The sequence below is a fragment of the Haloarcula marismortui ATCC 43049 genome (genome assembly GCF_000011085.1).
GTDB lineage: Archaea > Halobacteriota > Halobacteria > Halobacteriales > Haloarculaceae > Haloarcula > Haloarcula marismortui.
In genome coordinates this window covers 1,929,344-1,953,597 of record NC_006396.1, presented here as the reverse complement: position 1 = coordinate 1,953,597, position 24,254 = coordinate 1,929,344, and the positions used below count along the sequence as shown (strand labels likewise).

Below are 24,254 nucleotides of genomic sequence, written 5' to 3'. Positions count from 1 at the left end.
TATGGCAAGCGTCTCCGTCTCACACCTGATTCTGTTCATCGCGTCGATGGCTATCGCCGCGAGCGTGGCTGGCGTCTTTACGAGCAGTATCGGCGAACTGAGCAACGCTGTTTCGGAACAGGGGTTGGACGTGAGCAGCGACGTCCGAACCGACGTGGAAATCATTTCCGACAGCGGTAGCGACACCATCTACGACAGCGGCGCGAACACAATCACGGTTCACGTCAAAAACACCGGTTCAGAGACGTTGGCTCCGGTCCCCGGGCAAGTAGATGTGTTCGTTGACGGGACCTTCGCCAGTGATTACACGGTAACGCTGGAGCCAAACGGTGGCAACAGCTGGCGGCCCGGTGAGGTCGTCCGCATCGACATCAACGACAACCTCAGCGGCGGCGACCACCGGCTCAAGCTCATCGTCAACGGCGACGAGGAGGTGTTCGAGTTCAACACATGAGTATCGCAAGTACTGACCTATTCTCGCTCGGACTGGACGATCACGACCGGCTGAACAAGGAACTGGGCGGCGGTATCCCACCCGGCAGCATCATCCTCGTCGAGGGTGACTACGGCGCCGGCAAATCCGCCATGAGCCAGCGGTTCACCTACGGCCTCTGTGAAGAGGGCCACGAAGTGACCTACCTCTCGACGGAACTCACTGTTGGGAGCTTCCTCGACCAGATGCACTCGCTGTCGTATGACATGGTCGACCACATCCTCGATGAGGACGTGTTGTTCCTGCACGCCGACATCGGCGAATCGAACGCCCTCACCGGCGGAGACGACCAGACCGACCGGAAGGAACTCCTCAAGCGGCTGATGGAGGCCGAGGTGATGTGGGACGCCGATGTCGTCGTCATCGATACCTTCGACGCTATCCTCAGGAACGACCCCAAGTTCGAAGCTCTCGTCCGGCAAAACGAGGAGCGACAGGCCGCCCTAGAAGTTATCTCATACTTCCGGGACGTCATCTCACAGGGCAAATGCATCATGCTCACTGTCGACCCGTCGACGCTGGACGAGGAGGCTATCGGCCCGTTCCGGGCCATCGCTGACGTGTTCATCGAACTGGAGATGATCGAGGTCGGGAACGACGTGCGCCGGCAGATCAACGTTCTCCGATTTGCCGGCATGGGCGAACAGGTCGGTGACACCATCGGGTTCTCGGTCCGCTCGGGAACCGGCATCGTCATCGAATCGCGCAGTGTCGCCTAGAGGTGACTAAGATATGACAGATCACGGACGTGCGAAGCCGTCGGACGAACTTCGACAGATGGCAGCGCGGCGGCCCCACCTGCGGGACCACCTGAAGAAGTTCAAACAGATCACCGGTGAGTTCCCGATGCTCATCGACGAGGCCGACGACGACTACGAGACGAATCGGCCGAACGTGCTGTACCCGGTCGGTGGCCCTATCTTCTGTCATATCTACGGCGACGTGGGTCAGGACATGAAGTACTACGCCATTGAGCCGGAACTTGATGAGGACGAGCGGGCCGTCTTCGGGAAGGTCCGGAACCGCCTGCTCCAGCGCAGCGTCAACAAGCCCGCGCCCGAAAACGAGGCCCAGTTCGACGACCGTATCGAGGAACTCCTGCAGGAGACCACCAAAGTCCGGGACGAGGACAGCGACAGTGGCGTCCTCACGCGCCTGTCGAACCTGACCGACGTGAGCAGCGTCGAAGTCACACAGGAGACCTACGAGAACATCCTCTATCGACTGAACCGCGACATCGTCGGCCTCGGCCCACTCGAACCGGTCATGCGCGACCCGGCCAACGAGGACATTCACGTTATCGGCCGCAGCGAATGCCACGTCGACCACGGGGTCTACGGCATGCTCGAAACCACCGTCGAGTGGGAGACCGAGGAATCGTTCGACCAGTGGCTCCGGAACATGGGCGAGCGGATGGGTGACCCCGTCTCCGATTCGGACCCTATCGTCGACTCGACGCTGCCGGACGGGTCGCGTCTGAACCTCATCTACTCCGACGACGTGAGCCTCAAAGGCCCCTCGCTCACGATTCGGCAGGGCGACGACGTCCCGCTGTCCATTTTTCAGATTACCAAGTGGATGACACTGTCGCCGCAACTGGCCGCGTATCTCTGGCTCTGTCTGGAGAACGAACAGACCGTGTTCGTGGTCGGGGAGACGGCGTCCGGGAAGACGACGACGCTGAACGCCATCACTTCGTTCATCCCCGACGACGCGAAAATCTACACCGCGGAGGACACCGCCGAGGTGCTGCCGCCGCACAACACCTGGCAGCAACTCCTCACTCGTGAGGGTGAAGACGAGGGCACCAGCATCGACATGTTCGACCTGGTCGCCGCCGCGCTGCGTTCTCGTCCCGACTACATCATCGTGGGTGAGGTTCGTGGTGAGGAGGGACGGATGGCGTTCCAGGCCGCCCAGACCGGCCACCCGGTGATGCTGACCTTCCACGCGAGCGACATCGTGTCAATGATTCAGCGCTTCACCGGCGAACCGATTAACGTCCCCGAGACGTTCATGGACGTGGCCGACGTGGCGCTGTTCCAGAACCGCGTCAAGCAGGGCGACCAGGTCCTTCGCCGCGTGACGAGCGTGCAGGAGATCGAGGGCTACTCCAAGGAGATGGACGGTGTCGTCACCCGGCAGGTGTTCAACTGGGACCCCGTCGAGGACGAAATCATCTTCCAGGGAATGAACAACTCCTTCGTCCTCGAAGAGCAGATCGCGACCCTGCTCGGTTACGAGGACACGCGTGACATCTACGACGACCTCGAGTTCCGCGCGAACCTCATCGAACGCGCCATTCAGGAGGGGATTCTTGGGTATCACGAAGTCAACGACTTCATTTCGGACTTCCAGCGCGACGGTGTCGAAGGGATTCCATTCAACATGGCTAGGCCCGACTAACGATGGCTCAGGGCGAAGCCGAAAGCGACCTTGACCTGACGATTTCCGAGACGATCCAGTCGCTCGTTGAGTCCTACCGCCAGATGACGATCCCGCTGGAGCGGTATCTCTTTCTCATTTTGCTGCCAGCCGTCGGCTTCTTCATTATCTCTACGGTCGTCGCCCTGCTGCTGGAGCAGCCCATTGCAGTCCGAGCACCGATCCCCCTGCTTGGGTTCCTAGTGATGGCATCGGCGATTTTCTACCCCAAAATCCTGTTGAGCCAGCGCAAGCGCGAACTCAACAACCGGTTTCACCTGCTTATTACGCACATGACCGTGCTGGCGACGACGAAAATCGACCGGATGGAGGTGTTCCGAACGCTAGCCGAGGAAGACGAGTACGGCGAACTCGCGATGGAGATGCACCGCATCGTCCAGCTCGTCGACACCTGGAACCTGAGCCTCGACGACGCCTGTCGTCGCCGCGCCAAACAGGTCCCGAGCCGCGCAGTTTCGGACTTCTTTGACCGCCTCGCGTACACGCTCGGGGCCGGACAGGGACTCGACGACTACCTCCTGACCGAACAGGAGCAGATCATCCAGCACTACTCGACGGTGTACAAGAGTTCGCTCGACAGCCTCGAAGTGATGAAAGACCTCTACCTGTCGATGATTCTGTCGATGACGTTCGCGCTTGTGTTCGCCGTCGTCCTTCCGGTGCTGACCGGGACGAACCCGACGATGACCGTCAGCGCCGTTATCGTGATGTTCGTCTTTGTCCAGACTGGCTTCTACCTCGCCATCCGCTCGATGGCCCCGTACGACCCGGTGTGGTTCCACCCAGTCGAGTACCCGTCGCCGATTGAGTCTAAGCTCAACAAATCGATGGTCGCCGGCGTGGGGCTGTCGATGCTGCTCGTGTTCATCACGCTGGGCGGGATGCTCGGCATCTCGCCAGTCACGCTGAACGACCTCTTTTTCATGCTTGACGGAGTGCCGCTGCCGCTGTACGCCGCCGCGCCAATCACGCCAATGCTCATCCCCGGCATCGCCTTCCGGCAGGAAGAACAACGCATCAAGGACCGGGATTCGGAGTTCCCGAACTTCATCCGTGCGCTCGGTGCGACCGAAGGCGCAAAGCAGTCTACCACCGGTGCGGTGCTTCGCACCCTCCGCAAGAAGGACTTCGGCGCACTCTCGCCCAACATCGATAATCTCTACAAACGACTGAATATGCGGATCGAGCCGACCTCTGCTTGGCGCTTTTTCACCGCGGACTGCCGCTCCTATCTCATCCAGACCTTCTCCGAGATGTACCTCATCGGCCGCGAGATGGGTGGGTCGCCAAAGCAACTGGGCGAGCTTATCTCCGAGAACATGAATCAGGTGCTGCAACTCCGCCAGAAGCGCAAGCAGGCGGCAACGACGCTTGTGGGCCTCCTCTACGGGATGACCGCCGCGTCGACCTTCGCCTTCTTCATCGGCCTGCAGGTCGTCAACATCCTCGCTGATATGTCGCTCAACCTGAGCACCGGGAGCCGGCTCGACGCTGCCTCGCTTATCAACACCAGCGTCTACAACATCCCGCTCATCGAGTTCCTGCTTATCATCATCATCATGTTCGGCGCGATGCTGTCGTCCCTGATGATCCGGACCGTCGACGGCGGCCACAACGCCAACACGTACATGCATTTCGTGGTGCTCTCGTGGATCGGCGCTATTACTGGGACGTTCACGAAGTGGCTGGTGTCGCAGTTCCTCTCCATCTAAATTTTTACTTCGGGGGGTGTCCTCGGCCGCTTCGCGGCCTGTGGGCACCCCCACTCGCAAAAATTTAGTACAAAAACGACCTCCGAGTCGCGGCCTGCGGCCGCGCTCGGAGTGAAACCGCTCGCTCCGCTCGCGGTACATCATCAGCACAGTCTCAGCACAACTGCAGGCAAGCCTGCCTTTCCCCCGGGTCGCGCCACGGAGGGCGCTCCCGGCCCAAAGCATCGCAACGGCTGCTCTCCAGCCACGGCATCGCAACGGTTACTCTCCAGCCACGGCACCGCAACAGCTAATCCCAGCCTACAGCACCGCGACAGTGACGCTCAGTGAGTGGCACCGCAGTCCCGCGAAGCTACCCCTCGAAGCCGTCTTCCCAGCGGAAGACGCCGTCTCTCTGAATTGTCTCGCCGTCGACTTCGAGCCGCGACCCCTCGCCCATCGTCGTGATGAGGTCCTCGTGGACGGCGCTGTCGTTGCCGGACTCGCCCTCTGGGAGGCAGGCGTCGTACGCGCGCCCGAGCGCGAGGTGGACGGTCCCGCCCATCTTCTCGTCGAAGAGGATATTGTCGGTGACGCGGTCGACGCCGCGGTTCATCCCGATACCGAGTTCACCCAGTTGGCGGGAGCCGCTGTCGGTCCCGATGATTTCGTCGATGACTGCCTCGCCCTGCTCGGCCGACCAGTCGACGACGACACCGTCTTTGAATGTCAGCTCGACGTTTTTGACGCGACGACCCTGTATCGTCATCGGCACGTCGAAGGTGACGACGCCGGCGGTATCGTGGGGCGCGGTGAACACCTCGCCGGAGGGTAGGTTGTGGGAGTCGTAGGCCACGCTGGCGGCGGAGTTGACGGCGATACGGCCATCGATGAACAGCGTGATGTCAGTGCCGTCCGCGACGATACGGACCTCCGAACCGTCGTCCAGAATCTCCTTCAGACGAGCCTGTTCATCCGCCAGCGCCTCCCAGTCCCGTAGCGTCGCGTCGTAGACAAAATCCTTGTATTCGGCGTACGCCATTCCGGCCTGCTGGGCCATCGCCCGTGTCGGATGCTGTGTCGATACCCAGTCGGTATCCAGCCGAGCCTCTCTGATTTCCTGTCGAGCCGTCGAGTACGCCTGCCGCTGGTCGCTGTCCACGTCGGCCGTCTCGGTGGTATTCCGTGACCCTTTCAGGAACAGCACGCTGTCGGCCCGCTCGTACAGTGCCAGTTCGTAGTCTGGGTTCTCGGTAAACGACCCGTCGTGCGCCTGCAGATAGGCCCGCGTGAGTTCGTCTGACTGGTACGTCGACAGGAGGTTCGCGCCGCGGTCGCCGAGCTGCTCGGCCACGGCGACTGCGAGGTCGTGCGCACCATCCTCGACGGCCACGACCACGTCGTCGCCCGCGTCGATGCGAGCGCTCCAGTCAACAAGAATCCGGGCGTGTTCGCGTATTCGGTCGTCCATATCCCCACCAAGTGTGGCCGGAACAAAACGGCGGTGGTCCCCGGGTTGGCACGGCTGATGTGAGTGTATTCCGTGAATTTTTTGCGTTCCAGCGCTGGAATACTTGGTGCAGTACGGGACAGGACTCATGGCGATTCTCTCAGGGCCGTTTCCGGGACAGCCGATTGACGACGGCGTCAGGACTGACGACGGCACGGATGGTGTTCGTGCCACGCTTTTCTGTCGAACCGCAACCCCTACCTGTTCGGTCGGCGACTCCTCGGTATGGAACTTGGCGTCATTGGACTCGGACGCATGGGCCGCATCGTCGTCGACCGCGTACTCGAAGCCGGCCACGAAGTCGTCGTCTTCGATATCGACGAGGAGAGCGTCGCTGACGCGGCAGACGCCGGCGCTCGACCGGCATCGTCCATCGCGGATCTCGCGGGGAAACTCGGCTCGGAGAAACGGATCTGGCTGATGGTCCCGGCCGGGGACCCGGTCGACGCCGCGCTGGACGAATTGGCTCCGACACTCGACAGCGATGACGTCGTGGTCGACGGCGGCAATTCATACTTCGAGGACTCGGTCCGGCGCGCCGAGTCGACCGACGCGGCATACCTCGACTGTGGGACCTCTGGCGGTCCCGCCGGTGCAGATCTGGGCTTCTCGCTGATGGTCGGCGGCCCGGAGTGGGCCTACGACGAACTGGTCCCCGTCTTCGATGCCGTTGCGACCGGACCGGACGGCCACGACCGGATGGGGCCGGCGGGCTCCGGGCATTACGTCAAAATGATTCACAACGGCGTCGAGTACGCGCTGATGCAGACCTACGGCGAAGGCTTCGAACTACTGGCTAACGGCCGGTACGACCTCGACCTCGAATCAGTCGCCAACACGTGGAACAACGGCGCTGTCATCCGTTCGTGGCTGCTGGAGCTCTGTGAGGAGGCGTTCCGCGAGGAGGGCAATGACCTCGGCGACGTGGCCGACCGAGTGGAGGGTGGGTCGACTGGTACCTGGACCGTACAGGAAGCGCTCGAACAGGAAGTTCCAGTGCCGCTCATCTACCAGTCGCTGGCCGAGCGGTTCGGCTCGCGGGCTGACGACGGTCGCTTCGCGCGCCGCCTCGCCAGCCGACTCCGATACGGCTTCGGTCGTCACGAGGTCCCACGACGGGAGTAGCCCTGCCGCCGATTGCGGTTGCTTTCTGTGCCCCCGTTCTGTGCCGAGGGCTGCTTCGTCAAGCGGTGTCGACGGTGCTCGCGCGCTGAAACAACAGCTAATTAAACCAGTATTCCATAGCCGTGCACATGGTAGAACTCGTTGGACTCGCCGCCGGGGCCACGCTCACCCTGATAGTGGTCGCGCTCCACTACGCCAAAGGGACCGGTTGGGAGGCACCGGAAGACATCTCCCAGGAGGTCCTTGAGCAGCGGGCCGCGACAGTCCCCGAGACTGACTTTGCGGAGCCGTACAACCGCTCTATCGGTGGTGGCGGTGCCGTAGCGATTCCGGCTGGTGAGGCCGAAGGCGAACTTGGCGAAGGTGAAGCGGTCGAAGAAGAAGACGAAGGCTTCGACCCCGACGACATCGCCGACGACGAGGTCGAGTACTACGAAATCGAATTCGCCAAGGAAGGCGAGACAATCGAGGTCGCCAACAACGAGACGATTCTCGACGCCGGCGAAGAGGAAGGCTGGGACCTTCCCTACGCTTGCCGCGAAGGCCAGTGTATCTCCTGTGCCGGCCACATTGAGGACGGCCCGGCGACGGACCACATTCGCCACAGCAACAACGACTCGCTGATGGATGACGACATGGAAGAGGGGTACTGCCTGACCTGTGTCGCGTACCCGACCAGCGAGTTCACTATCGAGACCGGCGAGTCACCCTGACGGTTCACAACCGTTAAGACGGACAGTCTGATACCGTTTTCTGTGGGCGGCTAGTTCAGCGGACAGAACGCCTGGTTCCGGACCAGATGGTCGGGGGTTCAAATCCCTCGCCGCCCGTGTAACGAACCTGCCGAGCAACAGCGAGACTGTGGGTGAACCGGCAGCGAAGATTCGAATCAGGGAGTGGAGCGAAGCGGAACGACCGTGGTTCAAATCCCTCGCCGTGCGCTATTCTGCGCGGAACGGACGTGACGAGCGAATAGCAGTACAAGAGCGGTTTGAACCCGGGGAGTCGCAGCGACCGAGCGAAGCGGGGGCGACCGTCTCCACTCGGTTCAAATCCCTCGCCGCCCGCTTTTTGCGACCCACTGTATAGACCACGTGTCTCGTTCTGTGGTCCCGGACATCGACAGGACTGCACGGGAATCGCCGCAACGTCCTTGGGGTTCCGACCCAAGGTACGAACACATGCGTGTGCTCGTTATGGGTGCGACCGGATTCATTGGACGGCGACTGGTTCGTGCCCTGGACGACGCAGGCCACGATGTGGTGGCGTTCTCCCGGAGCGCGAGCGAAGAGTCCTTTCCCGAGGGGGTTGAACCGTTTGAGGGCGACCTCGGCGAACCGGACTCTCTTGATGGCCTCTGTGATGATATCGATGTCGCGTATTATCTTATCCATTCGCTCACCTCCGAGAACTTCGCTGAGTTAGACCGTCGCTACGCCCGTCGGTTCGCGGACTCCGCGTCGGCTGCGGGCGTCGACAGAGTTGTCTATCTCAGCGGCATCAGCGGCGACGAGGAGAATCTCTCGCCACATCTGGCGTCGCGGCGCGAAGTCGAATCGGTGCTGGCGGAGGGGTCGTTCGACCTGACAGTGCTCCGGGCGGCGGTCATCATCGGCCCGGAGAGCGCGAGCTTCCGGATCGTCGACGACCTGACCGACCGCCTGCCGCTGATGCTCGTTCCCAAGTGGGTCCGAACGCCGTGTCAGCCCATCGGCGTCGACGACGCTATCAGCTACCTCGTGGAGTTACTCGATGCCGACGAGACCCGTGGCGAGACCTACGACATCGGCGGGCCATCGGTGTGGTCCTACGAGTCGCTGCTGAAACTTACCGCCGCCGAGAAGGGCAAGCGGGTGTTTATTGTTCCCGTGCCAGTGATGACGCCGGGCCTGTCCTCGCACTGGCTTCGATTCACGACAGACGTACAGTACGCCATCGCTCGGCCGCTGGCCGAGAGTATGCGGAACCCGGTCACGGTCGACCCGGAAATGGACCTGCAGGATGCCGTGCCAATCGACCAGACGCCGATCAAGGACGCCGTTCGGAAGGCGCTTGCTGGGGCGTGACGACTGGCGGCGACGTGTTCCGGCGGAACCCCTTTGGGCCTGTCTGCTGCATACCCTCGCATGCCTGAATCGGTCGCCGTCACCGGTGGCAACGGCCGCATTGGCAAGCACGTCCTCGACCATCTGACCACAGCCGGGTATCGAACGGTCAACCTCTCCCGTGGCAAGTGCGACGAGGCACACTCGGACGCGTACATCAAGACGGACCTGCTCGATGCGGGCGAGCTGTACGGTGCACTCGCAAAGAGCGATGCCGACACTGTCGTCCACCTCGGAATGATTCCCACGCCCGACCAGACGCCGGGATACCGGACCTACGAGAGCAACGTCATGTCCAGCTATCATGTGTTGGAGGCCGCTGGCGAACTGGGAATCGACACGGTTGCGCTGGCGTCGAGTTTCAGCGCTATTGGCGGCGGGTTCGAACCGGACCTGATAACAGTCGACTACCTTCCGATTGACGAGGACCACCGACTCACGCCATCGAACCCGTATGCAATGGGGAAGCAGACACTGGAGATCGCCGCCGACGGGTTCGCTCGCCGGAGTACGGACGCGCCGGAGACCATCACATCGCTTCGGTTCCCGTGGGTCGTTGACGATGACCTGGCTCAGGAGACGTTTGTCGAGGCCGACCGTACCCTCGCCGGACTCCGGAACTCTGACCATTTCCACACCCAGCGCAACACGCTCTGTGGCTATGTCCACGTCACAGACGCCGTTGCGCTCGTTGAGGCAGCCATCGAGGCGTCGTTCGCTGGCCACGAGCGGCTCTGGGTATCGGCTCCAGACACCAGCGCTGAGACACCGAGCGCTGAACTCGCGGCGGAGCTGTACTCCGACGCTGACTACCGGGGCCAAACGGGCGACGACGGAAGCCCCTACACGGCGCTCATTGACACGACGAAAGCTGAGCGGCTGCTTGGCTGGGAACCGACCTGGAACTGGCGACAACTGGCGTGAAGCCAGCGGTGGTCCGTCCATCGCTCTGGACACCACCATTACCGCGACGCATATAGCGGCTGTTTCGGCCGGAACACGTTGATAAAATGTAATGTGTCTGTAACTAACACGCATGAGTGATGCAGAGCAGCCAGCCGAGAGCGAGACACACGACCACCATGACCACGATCACGAAGGGCCGGGCTATGCCACTCCGCAGGCCGCCATCGAGGCGGCCGAACCCGAACAGACCGCGTACGTGATGGGGCTTCACGTCGGTCAGGATGTCGACGCGCCGGACTTTCTGGCTGTCGTTGACCTTGATCCCGACTCCGACACCTACAGCGAAATAATCAATCGGGTCCAGATGCCGAACAAGGGCGATGAACTCCACCACTTCGGGTGGAACGCCTGTTCCTCCTCGTGTCATATGGACGGGCTGGAGCGCCGGCATCTCGTCATTCCTGGTCAGCGGTCCTCGCGCATCCACATCGTCGACACAAAGGAGCGCCGCGACCCCGAACTGACGAAAGTCATCGAACCGGAAGAGGTGTACGAGCACGACCTCTCCGCGCCCCACACCGTCCACTGCATCCCCGACGGTGAGATTCTGATTTCCATGTTGGGCGACGCCGACGGCGACCTGCCCGGCGGCTTCCTCGAACTGAACGACGACTTCGAGGTGCAGGGGCGGTGGGACCCGCCCGGCGAGATCGAGATGAACTACGACTACTGGTACCAGCCCCGCCAGAACGTGATGCTGTCGACGGAGTGGGCCGCCCCGAAAACCTACTACCCCGGTTTCGATCTGGACGATGTCGAGGACGGGAAGTACGGCCAGCGGCTCAACTTCTGGGACTGGGAAGACGGTGTCATCGAGCAGACCATCGACCTTGGCGAGGACGGCCTGATTCCGCTGGAAGCCCGCTTTTTGCACACGCCCGAGAGCACCCACGGCTACGTTGGCGCGGCGCTGTCCTCGAATATCATTCACTTCCACGAGTCGGACGGCAGGTACCACGCCGAGCCGGTCATCGAGTTCGACGACCGCGAGCACGAAGGCTGGGACATGCCGGTGCCGGCACTGGTGACGGATATCCTCATTTCGATGGACGACCGCTACCTCTTCGGGTCGAGCTGGCTCCACGGGGAGGTGTGGATGTACGACATCTCGGACCCCTCCAACCCCCGAAAGGCGGATTCCATCTCTATTGGCGGCTACTTCGGCGACATCGAACAGGTTCAGGGTCGTGATATCGTCGCGGGTCCGCAGATGCTCCAGCTTTCGCTCGACGGCGAGCGGCTGTACTGGACGACCTCACTGTTTTCCTCGTGGGACAACCAGTTCTTCCCCGAGGAAGCCGAGAAGGGGTCAGTGATGCTCAAAGCCGACGTGGACCCGCGAACGGGAACGATGTCGCTGGATCGGGATTTCCTCGTGGATTTCGGCGACCTCCCCGAAGGCCCTGCTCGTGCCCACGAGATTCGGTGGCCCGACGGGGACTGCACCAGCGACGTGTGGCAATGACGATGGTGTGGCTGGACAGCCGATGACCGAGGTCCTGCTGGACTGGCGGGACAGTGAGCGCACCGAGACGATTGCGGTGCCGGACGGTGAGACGATACTCGATGCCGCGGCGGCCGCGGATATCGGGCTGCCCTTTGGCTGTCGGACTGGCGCCTGTGGGACCTGTACTGCTCGGTTGCTGTCCGGCGATGTGGTCCATCACCGCCCGCCGCGGGCGCTCAAGGACCGGCATCTGGCGGACGGCTACGTCCTGCTCTGTATCGCCGAGCCGACGACCGACACGCATCTCGCTGTCGGTGCAACGGTGCAAGCAGAACTGGTCCCGAACCCCTGGAAGTGACGGGGCCGCTTAGGCCCGGTGCTGGCCTGACAGCGCCTGCTGGAGTACCTGCCCCAGAAACCCGATAGCCGGGACGACGAACACCGTCGCGTGCACCCAGGCGTCGTAGGTGATATTGCCCGGCTTGGTCACGAGAAAGAGGCCGTAGAGGACGAGCATCACGAGAACCCACAGGACGGTGATGACCAGAAACGGGACGGCGTCCTAGACTGGGTTGACGACAGCGTCACGCAGTATGTCGGACATGCTTGGGTGGTCAGGCTGAAGCGGGAAAAGCGTACCCGCTACCGACCGAACTCTGTCACCAGTTCGATGCCGTCGGTTCCGTAGTCGGTCATCGCCGCCAGCCGCTCCGAAACCGCCTCTAGCGCGACTCGGCGAGTGACGAGCGCACCGGGGTCGAGTGGCCCGTCAGCGACCAGTCGGAGGAGTTCGTCGTACCGCGACGGCGGCATCCCGCGAGAGCCGAGCACGTCGATGTCCCAGCGGGTAATCCAGTCGGTCGGCAGCGCCACCTCGCCGCGCTCGGCGTTGGTCGTCAGCCCGACCTGAACGTGTGTCCCCCGTGGGCGGAGGCTCCGAACGCTGTTTTGACAGGTCTCGGCTCGGCCCAGCGCATCGACGGACACCTCCGCGCCGCCGTCCGTTTCGCCCTCGATGGCCGCCGGCACGTCCTCGACAGCGCTGGCGTCGACAACGGTGCTTGCGCCCGCGTCACGGGCCATCGCCAGCGGCTCGTCCCGGATGTCGACGGCGATGACGCTCGCACCCAGTGCCGACGCGATCTGGACGGCTGCCAGCCCGAGGCCGCCACAGCCATGCACCGCGACGCGGTCCCCGGCGGCGATATCGGCCCGATGGGCCAGTGCGTGGAACGCTGTGACGTATCGACAGCCAAGCGCCGCCGCGGCGTCGGAGCTGACGCCGTCGGGCAGCCCCACGAGGTTGTAGTCGGCCTGCGGGACGGCGACCTGCTCGGCAAACGCGCCCGGCGCATCGGATTCGAAGCCCAGCGCCCACCCGTCTGTACAGACGTTGCCGTGACCGTTCCGGCAGTAGCCACAGGTCCCGTCGCCGAGGTTGAACGGCACGACGACGCGGTCGCCGACCGACACTGTCGTCACCTGGTTGCCCGTTGCGGTGACGCGACCCGCCGGTTCGTGACCCAGCACCTGCCCTATCGGCACGTCGTCGTCGGCCCAGTCGCCGTGGCCCTGCCAGGCGTGCCAGTCGCTCCGACAGATCCCACACGCCTCGACCGCGACGACGGCCCCGTCCGGGTTCGGCGTCGGCGGGTCGCGGTCCCGGACGGCCAGCGGTTCGCCGTACGCCTCAAGCACTGCCGCGCGCATGAGGTTGCTTCGCGCGGCCCGGATAAAATACCGAGGACGGCAACCCCGGACTGCTGAGCGGCCAGTTACCGGGAGCCGGTCTTATGTAGCCCTGCAGCCAACTGTCCGGGTATGACCCTCCTCCCGGTTGTCGTCGCCCTGTTCGTGTCGCCAGCGGTCACCGCGCTGGTGTACGCCGACGCCAGACGGCGCGACCTGTCCCAGCGGTACTGCACCGTCGCCGCCTTTGCCGTCGGGCTCGCCAGTTTCGGCGGGTTTCTCGCCGCGAGTGTCCTCGGTAGCGGGCTCTTTTCGGCGTTCTACCGCCTCTTGAACCAGCCGGTCATAGCCGTCACGCCGCTTGATTTGCTTCTTTCCTTACTCTGCTTCGGCCTCGCTGTCACTGCACTGGCTGTTCTTGGATATGGACTCACCAGTCGATACGGCCCGCTCGCGTCGTCGTAACCGCCGCCGATTTCGGCTCGGCGACCCCCAATTTCAAAGCCGGCACGGCCCCACCGAGACGTATGGACGACACTGACTGGATCGGAGAAACGTTCACCAGCACGGTCGGGTGGGACCACTTGGAGACGCTGGTCGACATCGGGAACCGGATGGCGGGCAGCGGCGGCGAACGGGCGGCCGCAGAAGCGACCCGAGACGCGCTGGCGGAATACACCCGCGACGCTCGGCTCTCTGAGTTCGGGATACAGGGCTGGGAGCGGGGCGACAGCGCCGTCCACGCCGGCGGGTCACCGGTGGCGACACAGGCCCACGAGTGCATCGCCCTCCCGCGGTCGCCGGCCGGCGAGGTGACCGGCGAACTGGTCGATGTCGGTCACGGTCTCCCAGAGGATTTCGAAGACGCTGACTGCGAGGGCCAGATAGTGCTGGCCCGCTCGGACGTGCCAGACTGGTACGACCGGTATATCCACCGGCGGGAAAAGTACTACCACGCTGTCGAGGCGGGAGCCGCGGGGTTCATCTACCGTAACCACGTCGACGGCGTGCTGCCACCGACCGGGAGCGTCGGCACCGCGGACGCACCAATCGGCGAGATTCCGGCTATCGGCGTCGCAAGCGAGACGGGCGCACGGCTGGCTCGCCGATACGCCGGGGAAAACGTCACCCTCAGCGTCGACTGCGAGACCCCCAAGGCGACGAGCCAGAACGTCCACGCCGAACTGGGACCGGACACGGACGAGCGACTGCTGGTGACCAGCCACGCCGACGCCCACGACATCGCGGAAGGGGCGATGGACAACGGGGCCGGGACGGCGATGGTCGTTGAGGTGGCCCGCGCGCTGGCCGGCCGCGAGGACGAACTGGCGACGCGCGTGGAGTTCGTCGCCTTCGGTGCCGAGGAGGTCGGACTTGTCGGCTCGAATCGGCTGGCCGGCGAAACTACCCTCGACGACGTAACGGCCGTGCTCAACTTCGACGGCGTCGTTCAGGGTCGCACGTTGAAGTGTTACACCCACGGCTTCGACGCACTTACCGCCGCTGCCGAGGACGTGGCTGACCGCCTTGACCACCCCATTTCGCTCACGCCGGAGCAAGGCCCCCATAGCGACCACTGGCCGTTCGTGCAGCGGGGCGTCCCCGGCTATCACGTGACCAGCGAAACCGGCGGCGAGGGACGTGGCTGGGGCCACACCCACGCCGATACGCTGGACAAACTGGAACCCCGGACGTTCCGCGAACAGGCCGTCCTTCTAACCGAACTTGCTGTGGCGCTTGCGGACGACTCTGCACGGCCTGCTCACAAAGACCCCGCGGAGATCGCCAATGCGCTCGAAGCACAGAACCTCGCCGAAGGGATGCGGATTACAGGAGATTGGCCTTTCGGCGATTGACGCGACGCCGCCCGCTTCACCGCCACGTTCGACTCCCGTGACCTGTGCCAAAGAATTACCAGATTTCTAGTATTTTCGACCCCACCTGCGTTCCGGTGTTCTAGTCGCTGACGGCGGACTATAATGATTTACTCAGTATAGAAGTAACATATTCCGTAGGTTATTTACCATATGGGTACATGGAAATCGATGGCAGGTCGATTGGTCTACGTACTGAAGCCCGCATGTGAACGCTGTCACCGGCGTTCGCTGCCAAGCTCCCATGCTATTCGGTCTCGCGGAGTCCGAGACCGAGCCGACGTGAGTAAACCATCCCTGCCGTCGTCAGTCAACACCAACACCAATACCTGACGCGACGGCCGTCCACGTGCCAAGGCGGCCGTCGTGTCCACTTTCGGACTGAACTTCTGAGGAACACCAGCCGGGAGCGCGTACTGTAGAAACCGACATCCGGCGACGAGGGTTCTATGACTCGTACGCCTGTTCTACGTCAGCCTTCGCCGACGGAATGACCTGTTGTTCAGCCCGTCGCATCGATCGCAATGCCTCGTCGGTGAACTCGACATCGAGCGTGGGGAGGGCCCGTGCGAGACCGCCCAGTACCTCGCCGGGGTCGATGCTTAGTTCGAAGGCGAAGGCGTTCTGGTCCTCCTGTAGTGGGACGGAGAACTCGAAGTGTGTCTGGACAATATCCGTCGCCATCTCCTGGTCGTATGCGTCGGTGACAGCAGTCCAGAAGTCGTCGCTGTCGGCGGCCACCAGCGGTTCGAGGTCATCGCCAAACGACTGCTGGCGGGCCAGCAGTCGCTCCCGAATCTGGTCTCGTCGGTCGCCACGGACGGTGTCCCGGAGCGCGTCCCAGTAGATGTCCCGGGCCAGCACTTCGTCAGCATAGGTGTCGAACGCCGCGTCAGTGGCGGCGTAATCGAGCACCGGCTCCAGCTGGTCGAGTATCTGTTGCTGGTAGGACTGGAGTTTCGGCCGGATGACGTGGCGCTCTAGTGGGCGGCTGTTGTTCAGCAGTTTGCCCGCAACGCGGCCTCCGCTCCCGTTTGACCCGCGTAGCACGGCTGCCACGTCAAACGCCGCGTACGTCTCGTCGACGAACTGCGAGAGGTAACGTTCGAACTCTCGTTCGACGGCACGTCGTGTCACACCCGACTCTGTGGGCTGCAGTGACCTATCCCTTACGCCGATGTTCGCCACCGATAGTCCCTCGCAACATGGGCCACCGCTGCCGACTGCCGTGTTTCGAGGTCACTCCCGGCCTGCACGGACTACCACGGAGACCCGATTGGCCACGATATTCATCTCTCCGACAATGTTGTCTTTGTGCACGAAATCGGTTACACCGGCCTCCAGCGCCTCGGCCGCAATCGATTTCAGTTCGGTCGTTGTCAGCAGGAGGACCGGCAGTGAGTCGGGTAGATCCCTGGCCAGCGCAATACCAGTTTCATCCGGCAGGTCGTAGTTCGTTACGACACAGTCGACCTCGTTCTGGGCAACGTGTCGTGCTGCTTCACGGGCAGTCGAAACGACGGCGACGGCGAAATTGTAGCCCCGAAGTGCGTCCTGTAGTTGTGTCCCGAGAAAATCGCTGTCTTCGACCAATAACAGCCGATCGGTCGTCATAGTACACGCTAGGGACAGGACAGATTAAAACCACCGTCAGTGCATCTCGGAAGCAATCATAACTGTCGTCTGGGGCTTGTGCCGCGTTTTCCGCTGTGCATTCAACACGACCGTTATCACTGTGCATACCTAACAGCGTCTGTGTCCAGAGATCTGCCCAGCGACGTACACGCGGTGCTGACACAACTCGCTGAAGAGGGAGAGACGGCGATCAGCGGCGCGGAGTTCGATACGGCTCGGCAGACGGTTGCGACGGTCGAGACGGTCAGCCGGAACAAACTCCCGGAGTGTGAGTTGCGCTCGCAGTTGCTCCACGGCTGTGAGCAAGTGTACACCGCGCTCGATACCGACGATCCCGACGCTGCCGCCGAGTATCTCCGAGCGATGAACCGACGACTTGCGGCCGTTGACGACGGAACAATCTCTGAGTAATCTGGCACCCATACTAAGACGCGGAACCGGCTTTGGAGATTGCTGAGCACCATCCTGCGGTGAACGCTGTCCGATTAGCTACTGTCTATTTGCTCTCGATGCGCGTCCGCCACTGCACGCATACTGTCGGAGAATGACTACTGAAGTCCCTTCTATCTCAGTTCCGTGTTACCGAGACACTTGCGGGCCAGTTCCCGTGAGAGTTAAGCCACCGACCGATAATACCGTGATATGTCTCAGCGACTATCGAAGGCCGATAACACACTCGCCGACGCTGGCGAACGCGAACTCGTCGTCGGCGGTGACCGGCCGCTCCGGATCTCTGCGGGCCATCGATTGCTCCATCACGACGGGAAATGCTCGCGCCCGCACGGACACAACTACGAAGTAACCGTCCGCGTCACCGGCGAACTCACCGATGAGGGGTGGGTCGTCGACAAGGGCGAGATTACGGACGTAATCGACGAGTGGGACCACCGTTTCCTGCTTGAGGCCGGCGACCCACTGGTCGAGGCCTTTGACTCCAGCGGCGACGGCGACGCCGTGGTCGTCCTCGACCACCCGCCGACAGCCGAGGTCATGGCGGCGATACTGGAACAGCGCCTCGCCGACCGCCTCCCCGAGACCGTGTCGGATGTCGCCGTCTCTGTTCGGGAGACAAGCGAACTCTGTATCCGCTGATGCCGGTCGCAAACGACGCGCCCGGGGTCGATATCGAGGGGACCGACGCCGACGCAGAGTCGGGTGACCTCCCCATCAACGAACTGTTCCAGTCCCTTCAGGGCGAGGGCCGACTGGCGGGCGTCCCGAGCGTGTTCGTCCGGACCAGCGGCTGTAACCTGCGGTGCTGGTTCTGTGACTCCTATCACACCTCGTGGGAGCCGACCCATGACTGGTTTACCGTCGATGACGTGCTCGCGGCTATCGAGGAGTACGACGCCAACCACGTCGTCCTGACCGGCGGCGAACCGCTCATTCACGATTCGAGCGAGGACTTGCTGGCACGGCTGACCGACCGGGGGTATCACACGACGGTCGAGACCAACGGGACCGTCGTCCCGGACGCCCCTATCGACCTCGCCAGTGTCAGCCCGAAACTGGCCTCCAGCACGCCGACGGCCGACCGCGACCCCGACGGTAACGGCGAGTGGGCGGACCGCCACGAGGAGCGCCGGCTCGACGTGCCGACGCTGGCCGAACTCGTCGAAACCTACGACACGCAACTGAAGTTCGTCGTCACAGGGCGCGAGGATATGGCCGAAATCGAGCGCCTCCTCAAGCGACTCCGCGACGCCGCGTCTACCTGCGTTCGTGACGACGACGTGCTGCTGATGCCGGAAGGCCAGACGCGAGACCAGCTCGAAGCGACCCGGGAGACGGTCGCTGACCTTGCGCTGGAGCACGGCTACCGATACACGCCGCGACTCCACGTCGACCTCTGGAACGACGCACCGGGCACCTGACTGACCTGACCGACAACAGATGACTGATGACACCCGCGCTGTCGTGCTCGCCTCGGGCGGCATGGACAGCGCCACGGCGGCCTACGAAGCACAGACCCGCGGTTACGACCACCTGTACCTGCTGCATACGAGCTACGGGCAAAACACCGAGGACCGGGAGTACGAGTGTGCCAGCGCGCTGGCCGACCACGTCGACGCGGCTGACTTCCTCCACGTCGAAACCGGCCACCTCACCCAGATCGGCGCGTCGTCGCTGACCGACGACTCGATGGAGGTAGCGGACGCTGACACCGACAGCGACGAGATTCCGACCTCGTACGTCCCGTTCCGGAACGCGAACCTCCTCTCGATGGCGGTCTCCTACGCCGAGGCCAACGACTGCGGAGCCGTCTTCATCGGCGCACACAGTGAGGATTTCTCGGGATATCCGGACTGTCGGCCCGCCTTCTTCGACGCCTTTCAGGGCGTCATCGACGCCGGAACGAAGCCCGACACTGACATCGCCCTCGTCGCGCCCTTCGTCGAGTGGTCCAAGACCGACATCGCCGAGCGCGGCGTCGAACTCGGCGTCCCCTACGCGGACACCTGGAGTTGCTACCGGGACGACGAACCGGCCTGTGGGACCTGTGACGCCTGTGCGTTCCGGCTCGAAGCCTTCCAGCGAATCGGGGAACGGGACCCCATCGAGTACGCGGAGCGACCGACGTACGCTGAGTAAGTAGATTGTAGGCGGTGTCGACTGCGGAACTAGTCGTCGGCTCTGTCCTGTGCCAGCCCTTCGAGGATGTATTCTGCAGAGGCCCGCGTCGTCGCCAGCGGCACGTCGTGAACGTCACAGATGCGCAGGAGCGCCGAGATGTCCGGCTCGTGGGGCTGTGCCGTCAGCGGGTCCCGGAGGAAGACGATGCCGTCCATCCGGCCCTCAGCGACTTCCGCGCCGATCTGCGTGTCGCCGCCCATCGGCCCGCTCTCTTTGCGCTCGACTGTGAGGTCAGTTTCTGCCATGATGCGCTTGCTCGTCGTGCCGGTCCCGACGAGGTCAAACTCCGAAAGCGTTGCTTCGTAACTCTGTGCCAGGTCGATCATCTCGGGCTTCTCGTCGTCGTGTGCGATGAGCGCGATGCGGGTCATACCTTGGGCTCTCGGGCCACCGTCTTATGTCATTTGGACGGGGACGTGTCAGCGCCCGTTACCCGTCGACAGAAACCTCACCGTCAGCCGTTATCGTCACCTCGTGTCCTTCGACAGTGAACGTCAGCGACTCCGTCGTCCTCTCCCCGACGACCGCACGGAGTGACTCGCTGTTGACGTATGTATCCAGCTCGTCAATATCATCTGCATCCAGATCTGTCGCTTCGAGTACCGCATCGGCAATAACATCTTCTGCGGGTTCGGGGCTCACCCAGTCGTTGGACCCCTCCGTGGCCCGGTTTCGCAGCATATACACAGTCCCCTCGTTCGAGCTCATATCCTACCATACGCTCCCTTCTCTTATAACAGCGGATGAGCAGTTTCACTGTCTGAAGTAACCGGCGTGCCGATGACAGACCAGACGCTACGTCACGCACCGTCAGCTCAAACGACGCAAAACACAGCTATTCGGCAATCTGTCGCCCCCAGACCCGGTTCTCACAGCGGGTCAGCGTCCCACCACCCTCGCTTTTCACCAGCCGGAAGCCGTTCCTGGTCCGATTACTCCGGCGGTGAGCCGACAAGCGGCCGTTCAGGGGCCGCCAGCGTGTTCTGTACCAGCGTTCGCGTCCCCCGCCGGAGCCGCTCTGAAGCGGCCTGACTGGAGATACCGAGCTCCGCGGCGAGGTCCGAGAGGGACGACTCCCGCGGGACGGTGAAGTACCCACGATTGAGCGCGAGCAACAGCACTTCTCGCTGTGGGTCCGTCACGCCGAACTGTGGGGAGGCTTCCGTGTCGTCAGTGATAGTCTGAATGTCGATGTTGATATCACTGGCCACGAGTGTGTCACGGAACGACAGTACGGAACTCTTCTCGGGGAACCGGGCTCGAAACACCCAGTCATCGCCGGTCTGTGCGGCACCGAGCAGGAACCCGTCCGCGTTTAATAACGATTCTCCGATCGTGTCGATTGTCGTATCAGTTGTATGCAGGGTATACCAGTGACCATCTCCTTCTGCCGCTACATGGGCATAGTCGGTGATACTCTCGTCCTGGGCCAGATTCGCTTCGATGGCGGGCCGTTCGACGGGGCCAATCCAGGCGACGGCACGGCAGTCGCCGCTCTCGCAGTGAAGTCGCTGTATCCGTATCGCTGCTTTACTCAGCGTTTCAGCTGTTCGCTGCAAGAGGGGGGCATCGATGTGAAATTCTACTATCATGTCTCACTGTCACGCAGCAACGATGATAAACCCCGGTCAGACAGTTGTCGTACCTGAAAACGGTGCTTGTGTAATTTCCGGGTACTGAAGGCTAACGGCAGTGTGGACCGGGGTATAGTTGCTTCAAGCACCAATCGATAGCACTCAGGAAATCCACTTAAATTCACAGCATGGCCTACCATGTCTCGGACGATGAGACACGTCTGGGACTGCGATTACATCTCAGAGATTTTCACCCTGATACGACCCTTCGTACGTCCCTTCGTGAGCGGCGTCAGCGAGCACGAGTTGTGCGATCCGCGCGCCCTGTTCGAGTTCGATTGGGTGGTGGACCTCCAGTAGCCCCTCGCCTCGCCCCTCGTAACCGGCGTCCCAGACAGCCGTATCAAGCATGCAGGAGTTGCGGAGCAACGACGACCGCGGGAGGAGAAAGCCGATGTGGCCATCCGGAATGACGACCCGGTCGGCGTACTCGACGATGTAGCCGCCCCGGTCGAGGTGATAGACACCGTCGTCGGGCTCAACTTCCTGTCGCTCGCCGACAGTTTTGTCGCCGCGTTCGATGCGCCCCGGCTCGACCTGTTCGTAGAGTGCACCGAGCGTAAGGTCGACGCCGTTCGGTTGCACCTGCGAGTCTCTCAGGTCGCCGAGAGCATCAGCGACGAACCGCCCACTCTTGAACATACGCGGTTCTGTGCGAGTGTCGTGGAAAGACCTGCCGGTCTGGTCGACCGCTGTCCCGGCCTGTTGACTCGCTTCTGAGTGACCGACGGCACGGATTTTTATATGAAAAATACGACGGAATACGCGGGATTTATACCGCCGCGCCATCCATTGACGCACGTTATGGGACAGACGCTTACGGAAAAAATTCTCGACGACCATCTCGTCGAAGGGGAGCTAACACCCGGAGAAGAGATCGGGATCGAGATCGATCAGGTGCTGACACAGGACACGACCGGGACACTCGTCTGGCTGCAGTTCGAAGCGCTGGGCCTCGAAGAGGTTCAGACGGAACTGGCCGCCCAGTACTGTGACCACCAGACCTATCAGTTCGACTTTAAGAATACCGACGACCACCGCTTCCTCCGCTCTGCGGCAGGCACGTTCGGGGCCCATTTCTCGCGCCCCGGCAACGGTATCTGTCACAACGTCCACAAGGAGAACTTCGCTGCACCCGGCAAGACGATGCTCGGGTCCGACTCCCACACACCGACCCCCGGCGGCCTCGGCGAGCTCGCTATCGGGTCCGGTGGCCTCGACGTCGCCGTCGCGATGGGTGGCGGCGCCTACTACATTGAGATGCCGGAAGTCGTCAACGTCCGCCTCGAAGGCGAACTGCCCGAATGGGCGACTGCCAAGGACGTCATCTTGGAGCTGCTCCGCCGGCTGTCGGTCAAGGGCGGCGTCGGCAAGGTGCTGGAATACACCGGTCCCGGCGTCGAGACGCTGACCGTCCCCGAGCGGACCACCATCACCAACATGGGGACCGAGCTCGGTGCCACCTCGTCGATTTTCCCGACGGACGACCAGACCAAGGACTACCTCGAACGCCTCGGCCGCGAGGATGTCTTCGAGGACATCGGCCCCGACGAGGATGCCGAGTACGCCGACGAAATCGTCGTCGACCTCTCGGACCTCGAACCGCTCATCGCCGAGCCGTCCATGCCTGACAACGTCGTGCCGGTCTCCGAGGTCGAGGGCGTCGACGTCGAGCAGGTCATGATCGGTTCCTGTACGAACGGCGCCTACGAGGACATCCTCCCGGCCGCGAAGATGCTGGAAGGGCGCAACATCGACAAGAAGACCGAGATGATCGTCGCCCCCGGCTCCAAGCAGGCCTCCGAAATGCTGGCCCGCGAGGGCTGGACCGCGGAGATGATGGCCGCTGGCGTCAACTTCTCCGAGGCGACGTGTGGTGCCTGTATCGGCATCGGTCACGTCCCGGCCTCCGATTCCGTCTCCCTGCGGACGTTCAACCGCAACTTCGAGGGTCGCTCCGGTATCGAGGACGACAACGTCTACCTCTGCTCGCCGGAAGTCGCCACCGCGGCGGCCATCAAAGGCGAAATCGTTGACCCGCGAGACCTCGCCGACGAACTCGGCGACCTCGAGGCACCCGGTCTGGAGATGCCCGACCAGTACATCGGCAACTCCGAATCGGACCTCATCGCGCCGGACAACGCCGTCGACGACGAACTCATCAAGGGCCCGAACATCGGCGACGTGCCGCTGAAGGACCCGCTTGAGACCGAAGTCGGTGGTGAAGCCCTCCTGAAGATGGAGGACAACATCACGACGGACCACATCATCCCGGCCACACAGGACATCCTGATGTACCGGTCGAACGTCCCGAAGCTCTCCGAGTTCACGCTCTCGCGCGTCGACGACACGTTCGCGGAGCGCGCACTCGAAGCAGACGGCGGCGTACTCGTCGCTGGCGAGAACTACGGTCAGGGGTCCTCGCGTGAACACGCGGCCCTGTGCCCGATGTACCTGGGTATCGAGACCGTTCTTGCACAGAGCTTCGCCCGCATCCACAAGGCGAACCTGTTCAACTTCGGTATCGTCCCGCTCACCATCGACGAGGAGACCTACGAGAAGATCGAGGAAGGCGACGACATCGAAGTCGTCGACGACGCGGCCGAGGCCGTCAAGTCCGGCCAGACGGAGTTCACCATCCGCGTGAACGACGACTGGGAAGCGACTGGCCAGCTTGACGCCTCCGAGCGCGAACGCGAGATCCTCGCCGCCGGTGGCAAACTCTCGCACACGAAGCAGCAGCACGACGACGGCGGCGCTGCACCTGCTGACGACTAACGTGAGGTCGCGAAGCGACCTCAGATTCCGGAGCGGAGCGGGACCGTAGGTCCCGCAGGCAGTCGGGCAGCATCGCCGCCCGACGACGGGGAGGAACGACCCGCGACGGAGCGATTCCGAGCGTAGCGAGGAATCGATTTCAGGTCGAACGGCGCTTTGCGCCGTGAGACAGCGCGGTCGCCTTCTGACCGCGGTTTTTTATCGAGAAACGAAGCCTAGTACCACGTT

25 protein-coding genes, 1 tRNA gene and 1 pseudogene are annotated in these 24,254 nt (G+C 62.7%); 18 read left to right on the top strand and 9 right to left on the bottom strand.

Going from position 1 to position 24,254, the window contains the following annotated elements; genetic code table 11:
• The first annotated feature begins 1 nt into the window (after position 1).
• Genes RR_RS13730 through flaJ form a run of 4 tightly spaced genes read left to right on the top strand, consistent with a single transcriptional unit; the run spans position 2 to position 4,650 of the window.
• Positions 2 to 454 carry a CARDB domain-containing protein gene (locus RR_RS13730; protein ID WP_011224077.1) on the top strand — a complete coding sequence of 151 codons (453 nt, stop codon included), beginning with the start codon at positions 2 to 4 and terminating at the stop codon, positions 452 to 454.
• Complete coding sequence (locus RR_RS13725; protein WP_005537381.1) at positions 451 to 1,212, top strand: ATPase domain-containing protein; 762 nt, start codon at positions 451 to 453, stop codon at positions 1,210 to 1,212. The genes RR_RS13730 and RR_RS13725 overlap by 4 nt, the downstream gene beginning before the upstream one ends.
• Before the next feature lie 13 nt (positions 1,213 to 1,225).
• Positions 1,226 to 2,899: a type II/IV secretion system ATPase subunit gene (locus tag RR_RS13720; protein WP_004958702.1), complete on the top strand. Its 1,674-nt coding sequence runs from the start codon at positions 1,226 to 1,228 to the stop codon at positions 2,897 to 2,899.
• 2 nt (positions 2,900 to 2,901) lie between these two features.
• Positions 2,902 to 4,650, top strand: coding sequence for an archaellar assembly protein FlaJ (flaJ, locus tag RR_RS13715; protein WP_011224076.1), 1,749 nt, complete (start codon positions 2,902 to 2,904; stop codon positions 4,648 to 4,650).
• Positions 4,651 to 5,002: 352 nt separating this feature from the next.
• Here flaJ and RR_RS13710 read toward each other — a convergent pair whose 3' ends face one another.
• The gene (locus RR_RS13710) at positions 5,003 to 6,100 is read right to left on the bottom strand and encodes an aminopeptidase (RefSeq protein ID WP_049938969.1); all 1,098 of its coding nucleotides are present in this window, start codon (positions 6,098 to 6,100) and stop codon (positions 5,003 to 5,005) included.
• 264 nt (positions 6,101 to 6,364) lie between these two features.
• On the opposite strand from RR_RS13710, the gene gnd reads away from it, so the two are divergent.
• From gnd to RR_RS13675, 7 genes are all read left to right on the top strand, one after another.
• Complete coding sequence (gene gnd / locus RR_RS13705; protein WP_011224074.1) at positions 6,365 to 7,264, top strand: phosphogluconate dehydrogenase (NAD(+)-dependent, decarboxylating); 900 nt, start codon at positions 6,365 to 6,367, stop codon at positions 7,262 to 7,264.
• Between the two features lie 128 nt (positions 7,265 to 7,392).
• Positions 7,393 to 7,977: a 2Fe-2S iron-sulfur cluster-binding protein gene (locus RR_RS23000; protein ID WP_004958689.1), complete on the top strand. Its 585-nt coding sequence runs from the start codon at positions 7,393 to 7,395 to the stop codon at positions 7,975 to 7,977.
• Between the two features lie 44 nt (positions 7,978 to 8,021).
• Positions 8,022 to 8,094: transfer RNA gene (locus RR_RS13695), tRNA-Arg, on the top strand.
• A 351-nt stretch (positions 8,095 to 8,445) separates the two neighbouring features.
• Positions 8,446 to 9,330 carry an NAD(P)H-binding protein gene (locus RR_RS13690; protein WP_007189304.1) on the top strand — a complete coding sequence of 295 codons (885 nt, stop codon included), beginning with the start codon at positions 8,446 to 8,448 and terminating at the stop codon, positions 9,328 to 9,330.
• A gap of 60 nt (positions 9,331 to 9,390) precedes the next feature.
• Entirely contained in the window at positions 9,391 to 10,293 is a 903-nt protein-coding gene (locus tag RR_RS13685; protein ID WP_011224073.1) for an NAD-dependent epimerase/dehydratase family protein, read from the top strand.
• Positions 10,294 to 10,405: 112 nt separating this feature from the next.
• Positions 10,406 to 11,800 (top strand): selenium-binding family protein, encoded by a 1,395-nt coding sequence (locus RR_RS13680; protein WP_011224072.1) that lies wholly within the window; start codon positions 10,406 to 10,408, stop codon positions 11,798 to 11,800.
• Between the two features lie 22 nt (positions 11,801 to 11,822).
• The gene (locus RR_RS13675) at positions 11,823 to 12,140 is read left to right on the top strand and encodes a 2Fe-2S iron-sulfur cluster-binding protein (RefSeq protein WP_007189301.1); all 318 of its coding nucleotides are present in this window, start codon (positions 11,823 to 11,825) and stop codon (positions 12,138 to 12,140) included.
• Positions 12,141 to 12,149: 9 nt separating this feature from the next.
• Here the strand turns inward: RR_RS13675 and RR_RS22830 are convergent, their stop codons facing one another.
• Both RR_RS22830 and RR_RS13670 read right to left on the bottom strand, forming a co-directional pair.
• Positions 12,150 to 12,299 carry a hypothetical protein gene (locus RR_RS22830; RefSeq protein WP_011224071.1) on the bottom strand — a complete coding sequence of 50 codons (150 nt, stop codon included), beginning with the start codon at positions 12,297 to 12,299 and terminating at the stop codon, positions 12,150 to 12,152.
• 125 nt (positions 12,300 to 12,424) lie between these two features.
• Positions 12,425 to 13,492 (bottom strand): zinc-dependent alcohol dehydrogenase family protein, encoded by a 1,068-nt coding sequence (locus RR_RS13670; RefSeq protein ID WP_011224070.1) that lies wholly within the window; start codon positions 13,490 to 13,492, stop codon positions 12,425 to 12,427.
• Between the two features lie 111 nt (positions 13,493 to 13,603).
• Here RR_RS13670 and RR_RS13665 point away from each other — a divergent pair, with 111 nt between their 5' ends.
• Both RR_RS13665 and RR_RS13660 read left to right on the top strand, forming a co-directional pair.
• Positions 13,604 to 13,936, top strand: coding sequence for a hypothetical protein (locus RR_RS13665; RefSeq protein WP_011224069.1), 333 nt, complete (start codon positions 13,604 to 13,606; stop codon positions 13,934 to 13,936).
• 62 nt (positions 13,937 to 13,998) lie between these two features.
• Positions 13,999 to 15,327 carry a M28 family peptidase gene (locus tag RR_RS13660; protein WP_011224068.1) on the top strand — a complete coding sequence of 443 codons (1,329 nt, stop codon included), beginning with the start codon at positions 13,999 to 14,001 and terminating at the stop codon, positions 15,325 to 15,327.
• A 465-nt stretch (positions 15,328 to 15,792) separates the two neighbouring features.
• Here RR_RS13660 and RR_RS13655 read toward each other — a convergent pair whose 3' ends face one another.
• Together RR_RS13655 and RR_RS13650 are read right to left on the bottom strand one after the other, a co-directional pair.
• Positions 15,793 to 16,482, bottom strand: coding sequence for a hypothetical protein (locus RR_RS13655; RefSeq protein WP_049938968.1), 690 nt, complete (start codon positions 16,480 to 16,482; stop codon positions 15,793 to 15,795).
• A 102-nt stretch (positions 16,483 to 16,584) separates the two neighbouring features.
• Positions 16,585 to 16,959, bottom strand: coding sequence for a response regulator (locus RR_RS13650; RefSeq protein ID WP_004958661.1), 375 nt, complete (start codon positions 16,957 to 16,959; stop codon positions 16,585 to 16,587).
• A 141-nt stretch (positions 16,960 to 17,100) separates the two neighbouring features.
• On the opposite strand from RR_RS13650, the gene RR_RS13645 reads away from it, so the two are divergent.
• The 4 genes from RR_RS13645 (at position 17,101) to queC (ending at position 19,572) form a co-directional block, all read left to right on the top strand.
• Positions 17,101 to 17,391 carry a hypothetical protein gene (locus RR_RS13645; RefSeq protein WP_007189296.1) on the top strand — a complete coding sequence of 97 codons (291 nt, stop codon included), beginning with the start codon at positions 17,101 to 17,103 and terminating at the stop codon, positions 17,389 to 17,391.
• Between the two features lie 231 nt (positions 17,392 to 17,622).
• Positions 17,623 to 18,072 (top strand): 6-pyruvoyl trahydropterin synthase family protein, encoded by a 450-nt coding sequence (locus RR_RS13640; protein WP_011224065.1) that lies wholly within the window; start codon positions 17,623 to 17,625, stop codon positions 18,070 to 18,072.
• The gene (locus RR_RS13635) at positions 18,072 to 18,854 is read left to right on the top strand and encodes a 7-carboxy-7-deazaguanine synthase QueE (RefSeq protein ID WP_011224064.1); all 783 of its coding nucleotides are present in this window, start codon (positions 18,072 to 18,074) and stop codon (positions 18,852 to 18,854) included. Before RR_RS13640 ends, RR_RS13635 begins: the two co-directional genes overlap by 1 nt.
• 19 nt (positions 18,855 to 18,873) lie before the next feature.
• Positions 18,874 to 19,572, top strand: coding sequence for a 7-cyano-7-deazaguanine synthase QueC (queC, locus tag RR_RS13630; RefSeq protein ID WP_011224063.1), 699 nt, complete (start codon positions 18,874 to 18,876; stop codon positions 19,570 to 19,572).
• Positions 19,573 to 19,601: 29 nt separating this feature from the next.
• Here the strand turns inward: queC and RR_RS13625 are convergent, their stop codons facing one another.
• The 4 genes and pseudogenes from RR_RS13625 to RR_RS13610 all read right to left on the bottom strand — a co-directional run.
• Positions 19,602 to 19,985, bottom strand: a complete 384-nt coding sequence (locus RR_RS13625; protein ID WP_007189293.1) for a methylglyoxal synthase — start codon at positions 19,983 to 19,985, stop codon at positions 19,602 to 19,604.
• A gap of 58 nt (positions 19,986 to 20,043) precedes the next feature.
• Positions 20,044 to 20,322 carry a HalOD1 output domain-containing protein gene (locus tag RR_RS13620; protein WP_011224062.1) on the bottom strand — a complete coding sequence of 93 codons (279 nt, stop codon included), beginning with the start codon at positions 20,320 to 20,322 and terminating at the stop codon, positions 20,044 to 20,046.
• 224 nt (positions 20,323 to 20,546) lie between these two features.
• Positions 20,547 to 21,206 (bottom strand): helix-turn-helix domain-containing protein, encoded by a 660-nt coding sequence (locus RR_RS13615; protein WP_004958638.1) that lies wholly within the window; start codon positions 21,204 to 21,206, stop codon positions 20,547 to 20,549.
• Between the two features lie 222 nt (positions 21,207 to 21,428).
• Positions 21,429 to 21,911: pseudogene (locus RR_RS13610) on the bottom strand (deoxyuridine 5'-triphosphate nucleotidohydrolase); the annotation flags it as partial.
• A 141-nt stretch (positions 21,912 to 22,052) separates the two neighbouring features.
• Here RR_RS13610 and RR_RS13605 point away from each other — a divergent pair.
• Positions 22,053 to 24,026, top strand: coding sequence for an aconitate hydratase (locus RR_RS13605; RefSeq protein ID WP_004958634.1), 1,974 nt, complete (start codon positions 22,053 to 22,055; stop codon positions 24,024 to 24,026).
• Positions 24,027 to 24,254 lie beyond the last annotated feature (228 nt).

Coding starts and splice junctions, on each gene's coding strand:
- RR_RS13690 (WP_007189304.1), top strand. CDS start 8,446: ATGCGTGTGCTCGTTATGGGTGCGACCGGATTCATTGGACGGCGACTG.
- RR_RS13665 (WP_011224069.1), top strand. CDS start 13,604: ATGACCCTCCTCCCGGTTGTCGTCGCCCTGTTCGTGTCGCCAGCGGTC.
- RR_RS22830 (WP_011224071.1), bottom strand. CDS start 12,299: ATGCTCGTCCTCTACGGCCTCTTTCTCGTGACCAAGCCGGGCAATATC.
- RR_RS13685 (WP_011224073.1), top strand. CDS start 9,391: ATGCCTGAATCGGTCGCCGTCACCGGTGGCAACGGCCGCATTGGCAAG.
- RR_RS23000 (WP_004958689.1), top strand. CDS start 7,393: ATGGTAGAACTCGTTGGACTCGCCGCCGGGGCCACGCTCACCCTGATA.
- gnd (WP_011224074.1), top strand. CDS start 6,365: ATGGAACTTGGCGTCATTGGACTCGGACGCATGGGCCGCATCGTCGTC.
- RR_RS13635 (WP_011224064.1), top strand. CDS start 18,072: ATGCCGGTCGCAAACGACGCGCCCGGGGTCGATATCGAGGGGACCGAC.
- RR_RS13620 (WP_011224062.1), bottom strand. CDS start 20,322: ATGAGCTCGAACGAGGGGACTGTGTATATGCTGCGAAACCGGGCCACG.
- RR_RS13680 (WP_011224072.1), top strand. CDS start 10,406: ATGAGTGATGCAGAGCAGCCAGCCGAGAGCGAGACACACGACCACCAT.
- RR_RS13720 (WP_004958702.1), top strand. CDS start 1,226: ATGACAGATCACGGACGTGCGAAGCCGTCGGACGAACTTCGACAGATG.
- RR_RS13660 (WP_011224068.1), top strand. CDS start 13,999: ATGGACGACACTGACTGGATCGGAGAAACGTTCACCAGCACGGTCGGG.
- queC (WP_011224063.1), top strand. CDS start 18,874: ATGACTGATGACACCCGCGCTGTCGTGCTCGCCTCGGGCGGCATGGAC.
- RR_RS13625 (WP_007189293.1), bottom strand. CDS start 19,985: ATGACCCGCATCGCGCTCATCGCACACGACGACGAGAAGCCCGAGATG.
- RR_RS13640 (WP_011224065.1), top strand. CDS start 17,623: ATGTCTCAGCGACTATCGAAGGCCGATAACACACTCGCCGACGCTGGC.
- RR_RS13670 (WP_011224070.1), bottom strand. CDS start 13,492: ATGCGCGCGGCAGTGCTTGAGGCGTACGGCGAACCGCTGGCCGTCCGG.
- RR_RS13605 (WP_004958634.1), top strand. CDS start 22,053: ATGGGACAGACGCTTACGGAAAAAATTCTCGACGACCATCTCGTCGAA.
- RR_RS13730 (WP_011224077.1), top strand. CDS start 2: ATGGCAAGCGTCTCCGTCTCACACCTGATTCTGTTCATCGCGTCGATG.
- RR_RS13710 (WP_049938969.1), bottom strand. CDS start 6,100: ATGGACGACCGAATACGCGAACACGCCCGGATTCTTGTTGACTGGAGC.
- RR_RS13725 (WP_005537381.1), top strand. CDS start 451: ATGAGTATCGCAAGTACTGACCTATTCTCGCTCGGACTGGACGATCAC.
- RR_RS13650 (WP_004958661.1), bottom strand. CDS start 16,959: ATGACGACCGATCGGCTGTTATTGGTCGAAGACAGCGATTTTCTCGGG.
- flaJ (WP_011224076.1), top strand. CDS start 2,902: ATGGCTCAGGGCGAAGCCGAAAGCGACCTTGACCTGACGATTTCCGAG.
- RR_RS13615 (WP_004958638.1), bottom strand. CDS start 21,206: ATGATAGTAGAATTTCACATCGATGCCCCCCTCTTGCAGCGAACAGCT.
- RR_RS13675 (WP_007189301.1), top strand. CDS start 11,823: ATGACCGAGGTCCTGCTGGACTGGCGGGACAGTGAGCGCACCGAGACG.